The organism is Flavobacterium sp. KH_035, from assembly GCF_057839565.1.
This window is the reverse complement of sequence record NZ_CM174492.1, coordinates 283,716-300,597: the sequence shown is the minus strand read 5'-3', so window position 1 is coordinate 300,597 and position 16,882 is coordinate 283,716. Positions and strand designations below refer to the sequence as shown.

The window sequence follows — 16,882 nt, the reverse complement described above, 5'->3', positions numbered from 1 at the left end:
TTGATACAATCTATAACTATTATAAAACTCTTGGAAAGTCATATTCCAGGATTTGATAAGCAATCACACAAAGTGAGTATTGATTTATCTCTGGCTGGCCTTTCAGATTGTAACGCATTCGATATAAAAATTGCTTTTTCACAGCCAATAGCAGAGTTTCGCAATCATGATTATACCTGGAAAAAGCGTAAAGAATATTATGTAGCAAATGAGTTTAGTCCAAAAATAATAAAATTAGAGAATGGTCAAATCGTACAATCTAATTTAACTTTTGGGGTTTGGGAAATTGATCCTAAAGAGCCGACAATTTTGCTTTGGCGTTTTAATCCGGAATATGCTTCTCCGATTGTAAATTATTTAGGAGATGAAAATAGAAAAGCTATTTCTTCAGCAAAACAAAAGTTCAAGTTTAGCGAAAGCCCGGCATTATTATTTCCTAAAGCTCATGTGATTGAGTTTAGTAGATCTAAAATTCCTTTTTCAGCTATTACCTGTTTTACCGACCACTGCGATTTTGATACAGCCGAAAATTTAGCAGTTCAGAGACGATTTTTCAAAGAGCACGAAATAAAAGTAACAAAAGGATTTTTTTTAAATCATTTTTCAAAACGAGAGGAAAATGCATCTTTTCAGAATCAAAAGGAGGAGCTCTTAAAATGGAAGGATGATGGGCATGAATTGTGTTATCATTCACTTTCACAATCGATCAAGCCAAATGTTGAAAGTCTCGACGATTTTAAGAAATTTGTTCCACCATTAAACGATTTGAAAGTTTGGATAGATCACGGATATCAACCATATAATTTCTCCCTTTTTAAAGAAAATAATATTCCTGAAGAAGATTTTAGTAGCCTTTTAAAAGATAAAGAAATTAATGTTCTCTGGAATTATATTGACTCAGGAACCGCAGCAGACGGAGTAATAAATCAGTTAAATACAGAACATTTTACTTTATCCAGCTTTCTAAAAGGAACTAAAGATTTTAAATGGATTAAGCAAATACAGTTGATGATTAAAAACATCATTTTTCATTATTATAACGATGAGAATATGATATTGAGGTATAAAGAAACAGCGAAAAATTTCAAAAAAGTATTTTTTCAAAAAAGGTTTGCCTCATTTCTTCCCTTATTAAAAGATTTATTTAGATTAAGTGGCTCTATTTTGGCAATCTTCTTATTATGGAAGACCAATAAAACAAAACCGTATAAATTGGCAAAGTATTCTCCAATTTTATTTAAACATTATATAGCAGAAAAAGAGTTTTATGTTTTTCAGACATTAGAAATGTTAGATTTTAGAAAAGCATTATCGAAAGAAAATGTTACTACCCTGATCAATGAAAAAGGCGTTTTTATAGCACATACTTATTTCTCAGTTCCAATGAAATACCATGAAGGAAGATTGATGTTGACTGAAAAACAAATAAATAAAGAAATAGAAGAAGGATTTAAGTTCTTGTCTAATAAAATTAAAAATAAAGAAATTTGGAATCCAACGCTTATGCAGTTAATAGAATATTGGCAGGGTTTTGAAAAAGTAGTACTGGATATTGATTCTGATGGTGATACTTTTGTTAAGAGTGAATCTGATTTAATCTTTAGAAAATTTACCTGATGCAGATCCTTTTTACTAAAGAAAGTTATTGGCTCGACAAATGGGATGAATTTGTTAGTAAAAACAATAAAGGAAGTCATTTAATACTTTCAGATTGGTTATCATCTTATGAGTCGTATGGTTTTGATTTTGAGTTAGGAATATGTCTTGACAATGATGAAATAGTGGGTGGCCTTGGTGCTGTAATTGCAAAAATGGGATTCTTTAAATTTTATATTGTTCCTCATGGCCCTATTTTTAATGAAGGTTTTGAGAACATTATTGTATTTGTGATTAAAGAACTGGTAAAACGTGCAAAAAAAATAAAATGTTGTTACTTGCAATATAGTTTACCATTTTCTAATGATGTTGCAATTGCATCTTATTCGTATGGCTCAGATTTAAAAGATCAAATAGAAGGTTTAGGGACAAATGGAAATTTATTTAAATATGTTTATAGTTCATACGGAATAAATTGGTTGAGTTTTAATGAAACAGCGTCAGCAGAAGAATTGTTACAGAAATTCACCATACAGGCAAGACGTAATATTAATTTGGGTTATAGAAATGATATTCAAATAGGATATCCAAAAAGTGAAGAGGATTGTAGGTTAGCCTATAAATTAATTGAAGATAATGCAAAACAGGGCAATTACCCCGTTCGGGCATTCGAAGACTTTAAAACCGCAATATTAAGCCTGATCGATAAAAACAAAGCATTTTTACTGACAGTTAGTTTTAATAATGAAATAAAAGGAGCTGCATTTATTGTTAATTGTGGCAACTATTTAAGTTACATTTCGGGAGGTACGAAAAAAGAAAAACCGGACTTAAATATTGGTTACATTATTCATTGGGAAGCGATAAAAAAGTCATACGAGCTAGGTTTTAGAGGTTATAATATATCTATGGGAGGCTCTCAAGGAGTTCTGGATTTTAAAGCAAAATTTATGGCCGAACCCATTTTTTTTGATCACCCGCATTATCATTTAATAATCAGGTCAGGGATTTTTAAAATGTATTTATTTTTAAATGAGTATTTTAAGAAGAATAAAGCAAAAATATCCAAGATTTTAAAAAGAATCAAATAATATTTAAATGAAAATTGAAAACAAGAATTTTTGGGAAAGAGAAGATATTATCGCTACGCAGGAGGTACTGACATCTATTTCGGATTTTGAACATTTTATGTTTGAAAACAGTTTAAAGCGTTATTATAAAAAAGGAAAAATAAACCGCATAAAAGTTTTTGGTTGTGGAACCGGTAGAGAACTTAAAGGTATTGCAACGGTTTATGCTCCAAATAAAATTGTTGCTTCCGATATTTCTGATAACATGATTGAGAAATGTAACGAGAACTTAAAAGTTTGGAGTATTGATGGAATTACTACTACTATTGTTGGCGATGCAAAAGATTTTGATAAACTCGTGAACGAATTTGAATTAGTAACCATATTAAACAGTATGTTAACCTATGTTCCTCTTCGGAAAGACCGTTTGAAAATTTTTAAAAACAGCCATCAAATTTTAGTGGAAGACGGCGTTTTAATAGGTACCGTTCATAACCAAATTGGGGTTTTAGCGAAAACAGTTTATTTTAAAATGCGAGGGCTTTTTTCTGTTTTTTTAGGCGAAAAAGTAGGGAACAGGGATACAGGGTTTAAAGGGTTTAAAGTTCCTGGATATTATTATACTAAAAAAGGTTTAGTTAGAGATCTGAAAGAATCAGGATTTCGAGATATAGAAGTTTATTCTATTGAGGAATTGTATGCTATGAATGGTCATAGATACAATAGAAAAAGAGGGTATAATAATTTGATATTTATAGCATCCAGATAATATTTTATGAAATTCTCTTTAATCATTTGTACCTATATGCGCCCCGAACCATTGCTTAAATTATTGCAATCGGTTAAGAAGCAGTCGCTGTATCCTAATGAAATAATTATAGTTGATGGATCATTAAATGATAAAACAGAAATTATCTTAAATGAAAATCAATTTACAAATTTAAAATACTTTTTAGTTGATGGTCAGGATCGAGGACTGACTAAACAACGAAATTTTGGTATTCATAAAGTTGATGCAGGTGTCGAAATTGTATGTTTTCTAGATGACGATACAATTTTAGAACCGGACTACTTTAAGAATTTGCTACAAACATATGTTTTGTTCCCCAAGGCTTTAGGTGCAGGGGGCTATATCTGTAATGAAGTAAAATGGGAAAAAACGGTTGAAAATTATACTCCTAAAATAAGTGAATTTTATTTTGATGGATGGAAGCGTAAAGAAGGAAGTCGTTTTATTTTACGAAGGAAACTTAATTTAGACAGTGATTGCCCACCAGGTTTTTCTCCACTTTTCTCGCATGGTAGAAGTGTAGGTTTTTTGCCTCCTAGTGACAAAATATATGAAGTTGAACAATTAATGGGAGGGGTTTCATCTTTTAGAAAATCAGTTTTTGACAATTTTTCGTTCTCTACTTATTTTGAAGGCTATGGTTTGTATGAAGATGCAGATTTTACTTTAAGAGTTTCTAAAGTTGGAAAATTATATCTGAATACTCAGGCAAAACTGGATCATTTTCATGCCGAATCGGGTCGTCCAAATCGATACAAATATGGAAGAATGGTGGTGCGAAATGGTTGGTATGTTTGGCGTATAAAGAACCCTAACCCTGAATTAGCAGATCGTTTTAAATGGAATGCAATAACTCTTTTGTTAATTTTAGTACGATTTACAAATGTATTTTCCTCTAAAAATAGAAAAGCTGTTTTTACAGAAGTAGTTGGAAGAAAAGTAGGATGGTTAAGTTTACTATTTAATAAACCAGTAAAACAATAATATTCATAAAGAAGTGAAATTAGTAATAATCACACATGTTCAACATATTCAAGACCAAGAGCATTTTTTTGGTTATGCACCGTATGTACGCGAAATGAATATTTGGCTTAAATATATAGATGAAGTTATTATTGTTGCGCCATTAGTAAAAGAAACTAAATCAATTATAGACATTACTTATCAGCATCCGAATATAGATTTTAGAAAAATTCCGGGTTTTAGTATTAACAGTTTTAAGAATATTTCATATTCATTGTTTAAAATTCCGGTAGTTTTTTGGAGTCTATTCTGGGCAATGAAAAGTGCTGATCATATTCATTTGCGTTGTCCCGGTAATATTGGCTTATTAGGATGTTTGGTTCAGGTTTTATTTCCGAAGAAAAAGAAAACTGCCAAGTACGCTGGTAATTGGGATCCGAAAAGTAGACAACCCTTTACTTATAGATTACAAAAGTATATTTTAAATAATACTTTTTTTACAAGAAATATGCAGGTTTTGGTTTATGGAGACTGGCCTAAAAAAAACAAAAATGTAAAATCTTTTTTTACCGCGACTTATTCAGAATCTGAAAAAGTATTTGTAGAGAAAACGTATTTTAATTCAGTATTAAAATTCATTTTTGTAGGTACTTTAGTTTCGGGAAAAAATCCCTTGTATGCTGTAAAATTGATTGAAAAATTAAAAAATAATGGACATAAAGTAATGCTGGATGTATATGGAGAAGGTATTGAGAGTAACGCCCTGAACAAATACATTAAGACAAATAATCTCGAAAAATTGATCATTTTTCATGGAAATAAAGACAGTAATACTTTAAAAGAAGCCTATCAAAAAAGCCATTTTGTAATCTTACCATCAAAAAGTGAAGGCTGGCCTAAAGCCATAGCCGAGGGGATGTTTTGGGGATGTGTTCCTATTGCAAGTAAGGTTTCCTGTGTTCCTTTTATGTTAGATTATGGTGCTAGAGGAATATTACTAGAAATGAGTTTAGATCAGGATATAGAACAAATCGAAAAATTAATAAAGACTGAAAGCAGTTTTGATATAAAAAGCCAATTATCGGTCAAGTGGTCTCAAAATTATACCACAGATGTTTTTGAAACTGAAATACAAAAACTCCTAGCCAAATGAGAATTGTTCAAATCATAGATTCTTTAAATGCAGGAGGCGCAGAACGAATGGCTGTTAATTATGCTAACGCTTTAACGAATAAAGTACAATTTTCCGGTTTAATTGTAACGAGAGACGAAGGAAGTTTGAAAGAACAAATTGATACTAAGGTGTCTTACTTGTTTTTAAAAAAGAAAGGACGAATTGATCTACGCGCCATTTATCGTCTAAGGAAATACATAACGGGAAATAAAGTTGAAATAATTCACGCGCATAGTTCCTCATTTTTTATCGCAGTACTAGTCAAATTGACTTTGCCCAGAATAAAAATTATCTGGCACGATCATTATGGAATGAGAGAAAAAGAAACTAAGGAAGAAAATAGAGTATTGATTCTTTTATCGCTTTTCTTTTCTTCCATTTTTGTCGTTAATCACCAATTAGAAATATGGAGTAAGAAAAACATGAAGTGCTCGAGGGTGATTTTTATTCCTAATTTTGTAATTTCAAAAGATGGAAATCAAAAAAATACCAGACTGAAAGGAAATGAAGGCAAAAGAATTGTCTTTGTCGCGAATTTAAAAAAGCCAAAAAATCATATTTTAATTTTGGAGGCGTTTCGGGATCTAAAATTAGACGAAGCCGGCTGGAGTCTTCATTTAATTGGTAAAGATTATTTTGATTCCTATTCCGATAATTTAAAAAGATTTATAGAATCACATTCCTTACAGGATTACATACATTTGTATGGAGAAAAGAGTGATGTTAAATATATTTTATCGCAAGCATCAATAGGAGTTTTAGCCTCAACAGATGAAGGATTTCCAGTGATATTAATAGAATACGCATTAGCAAATTTGGTTGTTGTTTCTACAAACGCAGGATATTGTTCAGTGATAATTGAAAATAATTCTAATGGATTGCTGTTTGACCCGTCCTCAGTCTCTGAAGCAAAGAGTCAATTGATAAAAATAATAGAGGATAAAATTTTTAGAGAGAAAATGGCGGATAAATTGAATCAATCTGTTTTGAGAAATTACTCGGAAGAAATTGTAATTGAAAAATTAATTTTAGCGTATAAAATAAGTAAGTGATGAAAAGTGTTCCGTTATCTTATAATTATTTGCTTATACTGCATGCAGCAATTGCTTTAACACTTTTTGCAGTTCCTTTCCTGTCTAAATTTTATGCACTCTTAATTATCATTTTTGGTTTTATTCTTGTTTATCGAACCAAGAATAAAAACAACGAGGTTATTTTGGTTTCTGCTTACCTGATTGGAGCTGAGGTTCTTTTACGCATGACAGGAGGTAATTTTAATAATGAGTTTGTAAAGTTTACGGTGATTTTTTTCATGCTCCTGGGCATGGTATATAGCAATTTTTCCAGTAACGCATTTGTGTACTCCTTGTTTTTGATTTTGTTAATCCCGGGGATTTTAATTACAGCTACAATAGTTGATGTTTCTGTAGACATTAAAAAATCAGTAGTCTTTAATTTGTCAGGCCCCGTCTGTTTAGCAATATGTTCTATTTACATGCTTAAAAGAAAAATTTTATTTTCTGATTTGCAAAATGTATTAGTCGCAATGGGATTACCAATAGTGAGTACAACGGTTTACTTATTTTTGTACAATCCTAGTGTTAGAGATGTGGTAACCGGAACCCAATCTAATTTTGAAACTTCAGGAGGTTTCGGACCCAATCAGGTTTCAACAGTCTTAGGATTAGGGATATTTATCTTTTTTACACAATTAGTACTTTTTTCTAAATCGAAAAGAATGATGATTTTAAATGGAGCATTACTAATTTTTATAACGTATAGAGGCATTGTTACCTTTTCAAGAGGGGGTATAATAACGGCCGTCGCTATGATCGTTTTTTTACTGTTTTTACTCTATAGTTTTTCAAATGCTCAAGGAAAGAAGAAGTTTGTGTTTGTTTTTGTATTAACCGGTATGATAGCTGCCGGAGTATGGGGCTATTCTTCTTTACAAACAAATGGTCTCATCGAAAAACGTTATTCCAATCAGGATGCTCGAGGTAGACAAAAGAAAGATCGTTTAGGTGGAAGGGAGCAAATTATGAATGAAGAATTAAAACTTTTTATGGATAACCCTCTTCTAGGTGTCGGAGCTGGAATGGGTAAAGAGATCCGAAAAGAAACTTCCGGAGAAGAATCAGCTTCTCACAATGAAATAACACGTATGCTAAGCGAACATGGTTTGTTTGGTGTTTTAGGACTCCTTATACTTCTTTTAACACCATTTATTATTTATCTAAACAACCGACAGCATCTGTATTTTTTCTCTTTTTTTATTTTTTGGCTTCTAACGATAAATCATGCCGCCATGCGTACCGCAGCGCCAGCTTTCGTATATGCACTATCATTACTTTTTGTTCAGGTTAAAATTCCTGAAAAAGCAGAAAATTCCGTCGATTAAGTTCTTTTTTTTATAATACATTTGCCTCAAGTTTAAGCCCCTAACAAACTTATTAAATGTTTTCAAACACTAAAATGCATTTCGAAATTTCGGAAAGAAAAGTATTACTTCTTCTTTTTGATGTTGTTTTTATTTTGTCCGCATTATATCTGTTAAGTTTAGTTTTTAATTATAACTATTTTGTTTTTGATAAGAGTAATTTCCCAAGTATACTTTTACTTCTTACTTATGTATACGCTTTTGGAGTAATATTCGAAATGTACAACTTACAGGTAGCCAGTAATCAGTTACAAATTCTTCAAAGTGTAATTTTTACGGCCACAGCTTCAAGCCTTGCCTATTTGTTTACTCCGATTTTAGCGCCTGTATTACCTAAGCAGCGATTGATTATCGTAATTTTTTATTTTACAATACTTGGTACATTGCTATTGTGGCGTTTGTTTTATGTTTATTTTTTGGCATCACATCGCTTTTCTCAGAATGTAGTTTTAATATGTGACCAGAATCAGGTTGAAGAATTGGTTTTAGGACTTGAGAATGTTGACCCGCATTATAAAATTATTGGTTTTGTAAATTCAGATGCTATTTCAGCAGAAGATTTGAATTTTCATTACGTTAAAGAAATTAAGAAGAAAGATTTAGAAAAGTTTGTTATTCAGAATCAGGTCTCAGAGATTGTTATCGCTTCTCAGAAAACAGATGGAATTACAGCTGACTTATACCAGCAATTACTTCATTTATTAGAATCAGGAAATATTATTCGGGAATATACGCAGGTTTACGAAAGCAAAACACAACGGATTCCGGTTCATTATATAGCCCGAGATTTTTATAGATTCTTTCCTTTTAGCAGAAACAATAACAATAAGCTATACCTGTTTTTTGTTCGCCTATTAGAATTTTTGTTTTCAATTACGGGATTGTTTATTTGCTTCCTTTTTATTCCTTTTATTTTTATCACGAATCTAGTAGCTAATAAAGGAGCTTTGTTTTACACACAGGAACGTGTAGGTAAAAACGGAGTTGTTTTTAAAATCTATAAGTTTAGAACCATGGTAGAAAACTCAGAGTCTAATGGGATTGTTTTCGCCAGTTCAAATGATAAACGGGTTACTCCTTTTGGTAAAATGATGCGTAAATCAAGAATAGATGAATTACCGCAGTTTTTTAATGTTCTAAAAGGCGATATGGCTGTTATCGGACCAAGACCTGAACGACCATTTTTCGTGGATGAAATAGCGCGAATTATGCCTTTTTATGAAACCAGACATGTTATAAAACCGGGACTTACCGGTTGGGCACAGGTAAATTATTCTTATGGCGAATCTATTGATGAAAGTTTAATAAAGCTGCAATACGACTTGTACTACATCAAACACCGCAGCATATTTCTCGATTTAAGTATTACTTTTAAAACGATTACTACCGTTTTATTTTATCGTGGACAGTAGTTTAAATAATAATCGGAATACGCTTTTTATTTCGAATGGCTACTCTTACTAAAACAAATCCGCTTGTAATTATCATTGGTAAAACAATGAAAAAATGCGCTTTATTAATCATGAAAATGGCGTAAACTACCAAAAATAATAAATGTAAAGCTGCCAATCTGTAGGTCCATCTTTTGTTCTTTAAAAATGAAAAAAGGATTAATACCAATAAAATCGGGCTAAATAAAAGTACATTGTAATTCATTGCCAATTCCTGGTGAAGCGAGTAGAATCCGATAGTAACAAAAAAGATTCCTATAAAAGATAAGATCAAAAGATAGATTTTATCAACTACTTTATTGTGCGCCAAAATAACAAAAGCTAGTATAAGGAGAAAGGTGTAAATATTATTCCACCATGAACTTGGTGTCTCTTTTTCAAAATTTAGCACAGTTTTGCTTTTACTGACCAAAGGAAGATTCTGAAAAGTAATTTTCTCTAAACTGCTTTTTAATTCGAAAGGTAAAAAAATCCTGGTTCCTGGTTGGTCTACTTTGGTTCCAAAAATAATGCTGGTTCCAAGCTGATCATAAAAATGTTCATTGAAATAAGGAAATAGAATTGATCGATACGTTTTATCAGTATCTCCTTTTTTAGTTACAACATTCCCGTTGAGCGATTTATTGATAACATCAACTACCATTGAAGTACAGTTTTTGTCAATAAATTTATAAGTATAATAAGGATCTTCAGAGAGGGCGGTTGCATTTAGGTTGTCGAAAAGTTTTTGTTTTTGATCTTGAGGTATAATAAGCTCTTGTTCAAAAACACTTCTCTTTTCGGTAGTATAATCATTTACAAAATCAGGAAATGATCGTACGCTTACAAAATATTGTAAATCACCTTTTGCGAACTTAGCAACAAAATTTGGTGTTCTAAAATCAAAATTACCATAATTGTAAACAACATCTATATTGTTAACGGGGTCGGCGACACGAATTGCAGTATGACCAAAATAAGTATAACTTTCATTACCCAGTCCGCAGGTAATAACACTTATTTTAGCCTCCTGTGATAAAGGTATATTCTGGCTAAACCCCAGGAAACTTAGTAATAATAGTAAACTAAAAAGTGTTTTTTTGAAAAGGACATTTTTCATAATTTAAAATGTTAAGAAGTTTAAAGGTTAACAAATATTATCTAAAGATACCTAAATCTACTTTTAAAGAAAAAATATTAGAATACAAAGCTGTACTTTGATTTCCTAAATCTGTCAAAGCATAGTCGACCTGAATGCCTTTGTACTTGAAGCCAAGACCTATATTAGGCTGAAAGTTTAGTTTCTCAGTGTTGTCAAGTTGAGTTACATTTTGAAAATTTCCTGCTCCTGCTCTTAAAAAAACAAGATCAGTGTAACCAAACTCAAAACCCAGAGCGGGATCAATACTGACTGCTTTTGTAGAAATAATATCATTGGTTTGCTCAAAACGCATGTTCAAATTGGTTGCGACCAAAAGACTGTAATCGTTGTGAAACTCAATTTTCTTAGAAACTCCCAGTTGAGCTTTTGGTAAAGTAATTTCGGTACTTTCTGGTAATTCGCTGTTTTCTCCCGGAATGGCATTGGCAATTTTCTTGTATTCTTCTTCATTAATATTCCATACATTGTAAGTAGTGGTAATATCTCGAAGCATCAAACCAAAGTTCCATCCATTTTTTTCAAATTGAAGTCCAAAGTCAAAACCAAAACCCCAGGAATTGGCAAATTTTCCAATAACTCGTCTGATTACTTTTGCATTCACTCCATATTGAAAACCGTCCACGGGTAATTTTCTTGCATACGAAAAAGTAAAACCATAATCTGCAGTAGAGAACAGTCTGATTCGATTGTAATCTATATTCCCCTGATTATCGATCAACTGAGTGGTGTCCATAATGTCATCAACTCCAAAACGAATCATTGAGATTCCCCAGGCACTTCTATCGTCAATCGGGCTTGCGTATCCAATGTAGTCGTATTGCGCAATATTCGCAAAATAATTGGCGTGCATCAGCGAAATTTGGTGGTCCTCAAGATGAGTCAGACCGGCTGGGTTCCAATAAACGGAATTAACATCATTTGTAGAAGAAACTACAGCACCCGACATTCCTAAAGCAGCTGCGTCAACACCAATATTCATAAACTCATTCGAATACTTTCGAACGGTTTGTGCATACTGAATCGTGCAACTACAAAATAATAAAAACACAAAGATTTTCTTCAACGGATATTTTTTAGCAAACCGAAGTCTGTTTTAATTTTTACCAAAAATATAATATTTTAGTCATCTAATTCAAATTATTGTAAAACTTAAATTTTTCATATAAAAATGTTTACAAAGCTTTTGAGGTAATAGAATTTTAATAGAAAAAATTTCTATTAATGTCGCTTATTTATACGAAATTTGCCGTTCACCATTTGTCAAAATTATAGATCATGAATATTAAAAAACACATTCCTAATTTAATCACATTAATCAATTTATTCTGCGGTTGTATCGCAGTTGTTTTTGTTTCGGAAGCCAATTACGAAATGGCTTTTTATATGGTTTGTTTGGGAATCTTCTTTGATTTTTTTGATGGTTTTTTTGCCAGATTGTTTAAAGTTTCTAGTCCGCTTGGATTACAGTTAGACTCTTTGGCAGATATGGTTACCAGCGGAGTTGTGCCTGGTTATGTAATGTATACTATGTTTTTGAAAAGCGCCAACCCTCATGAAGTAATTGGTTCCGTTTTTATTCCTTTTTTAGGATTTATAGTAACATTAGGTTCTTGTTACAGACTGGCAAATTTTAATATTGATACCCGTCAGACCGATTCTTTTATTGGTTTGCCAACACCGGCAAATGCTCTTTTTATTCTGAGTTTGCCTATGGTCTTAAAGTTTTCAGATTCTCTATTGGTGTTTGAAATATTAACCAATCCTTGGGTTTTATTGGGGATTACTTTGTGCAGTGCTTATATTTTGAATGCCGAAATTCCGTTGTTTGCATTAAAAGTTAAAAAATTTACTTTAAAAGATAACGGGTTGCAAATCGTGTTTTTGCTAATTGCTGTAGTTTTGCTTCTGTTGCTTCATTATATCGCGATTCCGTTGATTATTATTATTTATGTACTACTTTCGGTGGTAAATAATATGTTTTTGAAAAAGTAGTTTTATTGGAATGGCAAGAAAAACGACTACCCGAAGAACTTCTTACTCCAGAAAATCAAAACCTCAGAGATCGATTCTGGCAAGTGGACTTCGCTTTATCATTTATTCTTTTTTAGTATTGCTTTTTTTTGCAACGGTTTATCATTATCGTGATGGACTGGCTTATTATCTTGGCTTTAAATCAAATAAAGTTTTAGAAGAAGATGCTGTGGAAAAACGTCTTTCAGATGTTAGAAATGTTCAGGTTCTGGAAAATCATAAAGGAAAAGTGATCGGTATTGATGTTTCTGAATTTCAGGGAACCGTGCATTGGAGTGAAGTTGAGGTTTTGGAAGAAAAATACCCAGTTCAGTTTGTTTTTATTCGTGCTACGGCAGGGAATAATAAAGTAGACAGACAGTTTATGCACAATTGGTTAGGGGCAAAAAAACACAAGATTATACGCGGAGCCTATCATTATTATCGTCCTAACGAAAATTCGATAGAACAGGCCGATCTTTTTATAAAAACCGTAAAACTGCAAAAAGGGGATTTACCACCAGTTTTAGATATTGAACGATTGCCTAAGAATCAGTCGTTGGACAGTTTGAAAAAAGGCTTGAAACGCTGGTTGAACAAGGTTGAAGCACATTATCAGGTACGTCCAATTATTTATACAGGAGAACGTTACTATGGCGATTTCCTGAAAGAAGAATTTGGAGAGTATTTATTCTGGATTGCCAACTATAATTTCTACAGAGAGAAAATTGAAGACGACTGGCTGTTCTGGCAATTTACAGAAAAAGCTTCTTTGCCGGGAATCAAGAACACTGTAGATGTTAATATCTATAATGGAGATTTAGAGCAATTACAGTTTATAACAGTGGAGTAAGAGTCTGGTCTCGGGGGATTTATTTCAATAAAACCAAAACGATCATTATTAGGAGCGGTAATAAAAGTAAAACGGAGTAAGGATTGGCGAAATTTATCGTATAGCCCATCCATTGAATCCTTTTCGGAGGGAGTAATCGTTTGTCTTTTGGATTGTAGTAAAAACAGCCTAAATACCAATTGTTTGGGTCTTTATGCCAATTGTTGTAATCTTCCTGAGTTGGTTTTTGCTCTTCTGATTTCATGCTAATTGTAAAATATAAGATGTAAAAAAAATGGTAAAAAGTAATTTATATTTCACTTTTTACCATTCATATATAACTTCTTAAAATTCAAGTTTCTTTTTACGAAGCTCAAAGTTTTGCCCCAGATAAACACGACGAACCATTTCGTCTTCGACTAGTTCTTCGGGAATTCCGGCTTTCAAAATTCCCCCTTCAAACATTAGGTATGTTTTATCAGTAATAGCCAAAGTTTCCTGAACGTTATGATCGGTAATTAAAATTCCGATATTTTTATTTTTTAACTGTGCTACAATTCTCTGAATATCTTCAACTGCAACCGGGTCAACTCCTGCGAAGGGCTCATCTAATAGGATGAATTTTGGGTCAGTTGCCAGAGCACGGGCAATTTCAGTACGACGACGTTCTCCTCCCGACAGTAAATCTCCTCTGTTCGTGCGAATATGTTCTAAGCTGAATTCTTCGATTAAACTTTCCATTTTTGCAATTTGCTCTTCTTTCGATAGTTTAGTCAATTGCAAAACGCTTAGGATATTGTCTTCGATACTTAATTTTCTAAAAACTGAAGCTTCCTGCGCTAAGTAACCAATTCCTTGTTGTGCACGCTTGTACATAGGATAATCGGTAATGTTTAAATCGTCTAGGTAAATATTTCCTGAGTTTGGTTTTACCAATCCTACAATCATATAAAACGAAGTCGTTTTTCCTGCACCATTAGGTCCCAAAAGCCCTACGATTTCACCTTGATTAACTTCAACAGAAATCCCTTTTACAACACTACGCCCTTTATAGGTTTTTATTAAATTATCGGCTCTTAACTTCATTTTTTTTAATTAGATAATGTGTCAATTTGATAATGAGATAATTACATCTCCAATGAACGAAATAAAAGAAAATAAATCAATAGAATAAATGAATTAACATATTGTCAAGAAAATTATCTAATTGACTAATTATCTCATTTTCTAATTCCCTTGCTCTTCTAGAGCTTCCCAGAACTCATAAGCTCTTCTCAAATGCGGAATTACGATGGTCCCGCCAACTAAAGTTGCTATTCCCATTGCTTCCATCATTTCTTCTTTGGTAACCCCTTCTTTATGGCTCGTTTCGAGGTGGTATTTTACACAGTCATCACAACGTAAAACGGCCGAAGCTACTAATCCTAAAAGCTCTTTTGTTTTTACATCAAGAGCTCCAGGGGCGTAAGCATTAGTGTCAAGGTTAAAAATTCTTTTAACAATTTTATTGTTGTCAGCCAATAATTTTTCGTTCATTTTAGAACGGTAATCATTAAATTCTTGTATAATATCAGACATTTTCTTTCAATTTATTTTTATAAACAATCCTCGAAATCAGAATACTCACTTCGTAAATAAGCAACATTGGTATGGCTACGATAGTTTGACTCACTACATCAGGAGGAGTTACGATTGCTGCAATAATCAAAATGATTATTACGGCGTATTTCCAATATTTTCTCAAGAAGTCAGGAGTTACTAATCCCAATTTGGTTAAGAAGTAAATAGCGATTGGCAATTCAAAAAAGATAGCACTACCTAATATACTTGTTTTTACCATCCCCATATAAGAGTCTAGCGTGAATTGATTCTTTACAACATCACTCACAGAGAAAGTAGCTACGAAATTTACTGACATCGGAATAACCACAAAATACCCGAACAACACTCCTAAGAAGAAAAGTAAAGAGGATGTGAAAATGAATACTTTAGCATTTTTTCGCTCTTTCTCATACAAAGCGGGACTGATAAATTTCCAAATCTCCCATAAAATATAAGGAAAGCTCAAAATAAAACCGGCTAAAAGACACATCCAGACAAAAATATTTACCTGGCCTTCCATTTCTGTATTTTGGATAATAAAATTTAGTTGCGTGATGCAAATACTATCAGCGAAACCCAATTGGTGTGATAAATCACAAAACCAGATATAAGTGAAAAAAGTTGGCCTCGTTGGCCCCAGAATAATTTCATCAAACAAATAATCACTTACAAAATACGTTACAAATGCCATTATCATAATTGCAATTGTACTTCTAACCAGTAGCCATCTTAATTCTTCAAGATGATCCAGAAATGACATCTCGCCAAGGTTTTTTTTTGCCATTATACGATTCCTTCTTTTAAAATGTCATGTAAATGTAATACTCCTTTGTACTCTCCATCATCAGCAACAATAAGCTGTGTTATCGAAAAATCTTCTAAAATATTCAAAGCGTCAACCGCCATTGTTTCTGAAGATACGAATTTAGGATTTTTAGACATAATATCTTTTGCAGTTAAATCAGCAATAGTATCTACGTCATTTAGCATTCTTCGGATGTCTCCGTCAGTAATAATTCCGATAATTTTATCGTTTTCGATTACCGCAGTTACACCTAGTCTTTTTTCAGAGATCTCAAAAATAGCTTTTTTGATTGAGGTATCCGGACCTACCATTGGTTTTAACGAATGTTCAATCATGTCTTTAACGCGAAGGAGTAATTTCTTTCCTAAAGCGCCGCCAGGATGATAAACTGCAAAATCTTCGGGTTTAAAATCACGCATTTCCATCAAACAGACTGCTAAAGCGTCGCCCATAACAAGTTGAGCAGTGGTGCTGTTTGTTGGAGCCAGATTTATCGGGCAGGCTTCCATTTCGACAGTGGTATTAAGGACATAATCAGAACCTTTGGCTAAAAAGGAAGTTACATTTCCGGTTATTCCAATCAAAATGTTTCCAAAACGTTTCAACAGGGGAACTAGTACTTTTATCTCAGGGCTGTTTCCGCTTTTTGAAATGCAGATTACGATGTCGTCATTTTGTATCATTCCCAAATCGCCATGGATGGCTTCTGAGGCGTGAAGGAACATAGATGGAGTGCCAGTTGAGTTAAAAGTGGCTACCATTTTTTGAGCAATAATTGCGCTTTTTCCGATGCCTGTAACGACCAATCGGCCCTTAGTTTCATAAATGCGTTGGACAGCTTCGTAGAAATTTTCGTCCAGAAAATCAATTAACTTTGTAATTGCCTCACTTTCAGAGAGTATGGTTTTTTTGGCGATCGCCAATATATTTTCTTTTGTGATCAAAACAGAATATTTAAAATTTGTATGTATAAAAGAAAGTTGTATCTTTATGTGTTGCAAATTTATA

Annotated in this window: 17 protein-coding genes; 10 read left to right on the top strand and 7 right to left on the bottom strand. The window is 32.7% G+C overall.

The window, feature by feature from the left end:
• From AC3IS6_RS01410 to AC3IS6_RS01375, 8 genes are read left to right on the top strand one after another with little or no spacing between them, the layout of a single operon-like run.
• Window positions 1–1,617 carry a hypothetical protein gene (locus tag AC3IS6_RS01410; protein ID WP_489163021.1) on the top strand — a complete coding sequence of 539 codons (1,617 nt, stop codon included), beginning with the start codon at window positions 1–3 and terminating at the stop codon, window positions 1,615–1,617.
• On the top strand, window positions 1,617–2,687 hold the full coding sequence (locus AC3IS6_RS01405; RefSeq protein ID WP_489163019.1) for a lipid II:glycine glycyltransferase FemX: 1,071 nt from the start codon (window positions 1,617–1,619) through the stop codon (window positions 2,685–2,687). The genes AC3IS6_RS01410 and AC3IS6_RS01405 overlap by 1 nt, the downstream gene beginning before the upstream one ends.
• Before the next feature lie 7 nt (window positions 2,688–2,694).
• On the top strand, window positions 2,695–3,435 hold the full coding sequence (locus AC3IS6_RS01400; RefSeq protein ID WP_489163017.1) for a class I SAM-dependent methyltransferase: 741 nt from the start codon (window positions 2,695–2,697) through the stop codon (window positions 3,433–3,435).
• A 6-nt stretch (window positions 3,436–3,441) separates the two neighbouring features.
• Window positions 3,442–4,440, top strand: coding sequence for a glycosyltransferase family 2 protein (locus AC3IS6_RS01395; RefSeq protein WP_489163015.1), 999 nt, complete (start codon window positions 3,442–3,444; stop codon window positions 4,438–4,440).
• Window positions 4,441–4,453: 13 nt separating this feature from the next.
• Window positions 4,454–5,572 (top strand): glycosyltransferase, encoded by a 1,119-nt coding sequence (locus AC3IS6_RS01390; RefSeq protein ID WP_489163014.1) that lies wholly within the window; start codon window positions 4,454–4,456, stop codon window positions 5,570–5,572.
• Window positions 5,569–6,645: a glycosyltransferase gene (locus tag AC3IS6_RS01385; RefSeq protein ID WP_489163013.1), complete on the top strand. Its 1,077-nt coding sequence runs from the start codon at window positions 5,569–5,571 to the stop codon at window positions 6,643–6,645. Before AC3IS6_RS01390 ends, AC3IS6_RS01385 begins: the two co-directional genes overlap by 4 nt.
• On the top strand, window positions 6,645–7,994 hold the full coding sequence (locus AC3IS6_RS01380) for an O-antigen ligase family protein (RefSeq protein WP_489163011.1): 1,350 nt from the start codon (window positions 6,645–6,647) through the stop codon (window positions 7,992–7,994). The genes AC3IS6_RS01385 and AC3IS6_RS01380 overlap by 1 nt, the downstream gene beginning before the upstream one ends.
• Window positions 7,995–8,050: 56 nt before the next feature.
• Complete coding sequence (locus tag AC3IS6_RS01375) at window positions 8,051–9,445, top strand: exopolysaccharide biosynthesis polyprenyl glycosylphosphotransferase (protein WP_489163009.1); 1,395 nt, start codon at window positions 8,051–8,053, stop codon at window positions 9,443–9,445.
• A gap of 1 nt (window position 9,446) precedes the next feature.
• On the opposite strand, the gene AC3IS6_RS01370 is transcribed toward AC3IS6_RS01375, so the two are convergent.
• On the bottom strand, window positions 9,447–10,583 hold the full coding sequence (locus AC3IS6_RS01370) for a lipoprotein N-acyltransferase Lnb domain-containing protein (RefSeq protein WP_489163007.1): 1,137 nt from the start codon (window positions 10,581–10,583) through the stop codon (window positions 9,447–9,449).
• 37 nt (window positions 10,584–10,620) lie between these two features.
• Window positions 10,621–11,688, bottom strand: a complete 1,068-nt coding sequence (locus tag AC3IS6_RS01365; protein WP_489163005.1) for a putative type IX sorting system protein PorV2 — start codon at window positions 11,686–11,688, stop codon at window positions 10,621–10,623.
• Window positions 11,689–11,900: 212 nt separating this feature from the next.
• Here AC3IS6_RS01365 and AC3IS6_RS01360 point away from each other — a divergent pair, with 212 nt between their 5' ends.
• Together AC3IS6_RS01360 and AC3IS6_RS01355 are read left to right on the top strand one after the other, a co-directional pair.
• On the top strand, window positions 11,901–12,617 hold the full coding sequence (locus AC3IS6_RS01360; protein ID WP_489163004.1) for a CDP-alcohol phosphatidyltransferase family protein: 717 nt from the start codon (window positions 11,901–11,903) through the stop codon (window positions 12,615–12,617).
• Between the two features lie 10 nt (window positions 12,618–12,627).
• Window positions 12,628–13,488 (top strand): glycoside hydrolase family 25 protein, encoded by an 861-nt coding sequence (locus AC3IS6_RS01355; protein ID WP_489163002.1) that lies wholly within the window; start codon window positions 12,628–12,630, stop codon window positions 13,486–13,488.
• A gap of 19 nt (window positions 13,489–13,507) precedes the next feature.
• On the opposite strand, the gene AC3IS6_RS01350 is transcribed toward AC3IS6_RS01355, so the two are convergent.
• From AC3IS6_RS01350 to AC3IS6_RS01330, 5 genes are all read right to left on the bottom strand, one after another.
• The gene (locus AC3IS6_RS01350; RefSeq protein WP_173968273.1) at window positions 13,508–13,732 is read right to left on the bottom strand and encodes a DUF5808 domain-containing protein; all 225 of its coding nucleotides are present in this window, start codon (window positions 13,730–13,732) and stop codon (window positions 13,508–13,510) included.
• A gap of 80 nt (window positions 13,733–13,812) precedes the next feature.
• Window positions 13,813–14,553: an LPS export ABC transporter ATP-binding protein gene (lptB, locus tag AC3IS6_RS01345; protein WP_007803831.1), complete on the bottom strand. Its 741-nt coding sequence runs from the start codon at window positions 14,551–14,553 to the stop codon at window positions 13,813–13,815.
• 141 nt (window positions 14,554–14,694) lie between these two features.
• On the bottom strand, window positions 14,695–15,045 hold the full coding sequence (locus AC3IS6_RS01340) for a carboxymuconolactone decarboxylase family protein (protein ID WP_257682795.1): 351 nt from the start codon (window positions 15,043–15,045) through the stop codon (window positions 14,695–14,697).
• Window positions 15,038–15,853, bottom strand: coding sequence for a twin-arginine translocase subunit TatC (gene tatC / locus AC3IS6_RS01335; protein WP_489163000.1), 816 nt, complete (start codon window positions 15,851–15,853; stop codon window positions 15,038–15,040). The genes AC3IS6_RS01340 and tatC overlap by 8 nt, the downstream gene beginning before the upstream one ends.
• Window positions 15,853–16,818, bottom strand: a complete 966-nt coding sequence (locus AC3IS6_RS01330; protein ID WP_489162998.1) for a KpsF/GutQ family sugar-phosphate isomerase — start codon at window positions 16,816–16,818, stop codon at window positions 15,853–15,855. The genes tatC and AC3IS6_RS01330 overlap by 1 nt, the downstream gene beginning before the upstream one ends.
• Between the last annotated feature and the right edge of the window lie 64 nt (window positions 16,819–16,882).

Coding starts and splice junctions, on each gene's coding strand:
- AC3IS6_RS01405 (WP_489163019.1), top strand. CDS start 1,617: ATGCAGATCCTTTTTACTAAAGAAAGTTATTGGCTCGACAAATGGGAT.
- AC3IS6_RS01385 (WP_489163013.1), top strand. CDS start 5,569: ATGAGAATTGTTCAAATCATAGATTCTTTAAATGCAGGAGGCGCAGAA.
- AC3IS6_RS01380 (WP_489163011.1), top strand. CDS start 6,645: ATGAAAAGTGTTCCGTTATCTTATAATTATTTGCTTATACTGCATGCA.
- lptB (WP_007803831.1), bottom strand. CDS start 14,553: ATGAAGTTAAGAGCCGATAATTTAATAAAAACCTATAAAGGGCGTAGT.
- AC3IS6_RS01400 (WP_489163017.1), top strand. CDS start 2,695: ATGAAAATTGAAAACAAGAATTTTTGGGAAAGAGAAGATATTATCGCT.
- AC3IS6_RS01355 (WP_489163002.1), top strand. CDS start 12,628: ATGGCAAGAAAAACGACTACCCGAAGAACTTCTTACTCCAGAAAATCA.
- AC3IS6_RS01395 (WP_489163015.1), top strand. CDS start 3,442: ATGAAATTCTCTTTAATCATTTGTACCTATATGCGCCCCGAACCATTG.
- AC3IS6_RS01370 (WP_489163007.1), bottom strand. CDS start 10,583: ATGAAAAATGTCCTTTTCAAAAAAACACTTTTTAGTTTACTATTATTA.
- AC3IS6_RS01360 (WP_489163004.1), top strand. CDS start 11,901: ATGAATATTAAAAAACACATTCCTAATTTAATCACATTAATCAATTTA.
- AC3IS6_RS01375 (WP_489163009.1), top strand. CDS start 8,051: ATGTTTTCAAACACTAAAATGCATTTCGAAATTTCGGAAAGAAAAGTA.
- AC3IS6_RS01340 (WP_257682795.1), bottom strand. CDS start 15,045: ATGTCTGATATTATACAAGAATTTAATGATTACCGTTCTAAAATGAAC.
- AC3IS6_RS01350 (WP_173968273.1), bottom strand. CDS start 13,732: ATGAAATCAGAAGAGCAAAAACCAACTCAGGAAGATTACAACAATTGG.
- tatC (WP_489163000.1), bottom strand. CDS start 15,853: ATGGCAAAAAAAAACCTTGGCGAGATGTCATTTCTGGATCATCTTGAA.